The organism is Cedecea sp. B1(4) (assembly GCF_059414925.1).
In genome coordinates this window covers 1-286 of the sequence record NZ_JCAHMZ010000394.1, presented here as the reverse complement: position 1 = coordinate 286, position 286 = coordinate 1, and the positions used below count along the sequence as shown (strand labels likewise).

General features: G+C 66.8%; 1 protein-coding gene. It reads left to right on the top strand.

Going from position 1 to position 286, the window contains the following annotated elements; genetic code table 11:
• Positions 1 to 286 (top strand): TonB-dependent receptor domain-containing protein (locus ACR6JA_RS23445; protein WP_494599959.1); only part of this gene is annotated, 286 nt, incomplete at both ends.

Sequence of the window (286 nt, the reverse complement as noted above, 5' to 3'; positions counted from 1 at the left end):
GCGCTACAACACCGACACGCTCGGGGTGTATGGCTTCGACACCATCAAGTTCGACGCGCAGTGGCAGGCCAGCGTCGGACTGCGATGGGACAACTACCGCGTCAGCGGCGCCGACATCCGCAAGGTGCGCAACGACCCGGCCTCCGGCTACAGCGTCAGCCGCGAGGACGACCTGTTCAACTACCAGCTCGGCCTGGCCTACAAGCCCCTGCCCGACGGCACGATCTATGCGTCCTACGGCACCGCATCGACCCCGTCGGCACTGGCGGGCAGGACGGACATCGAC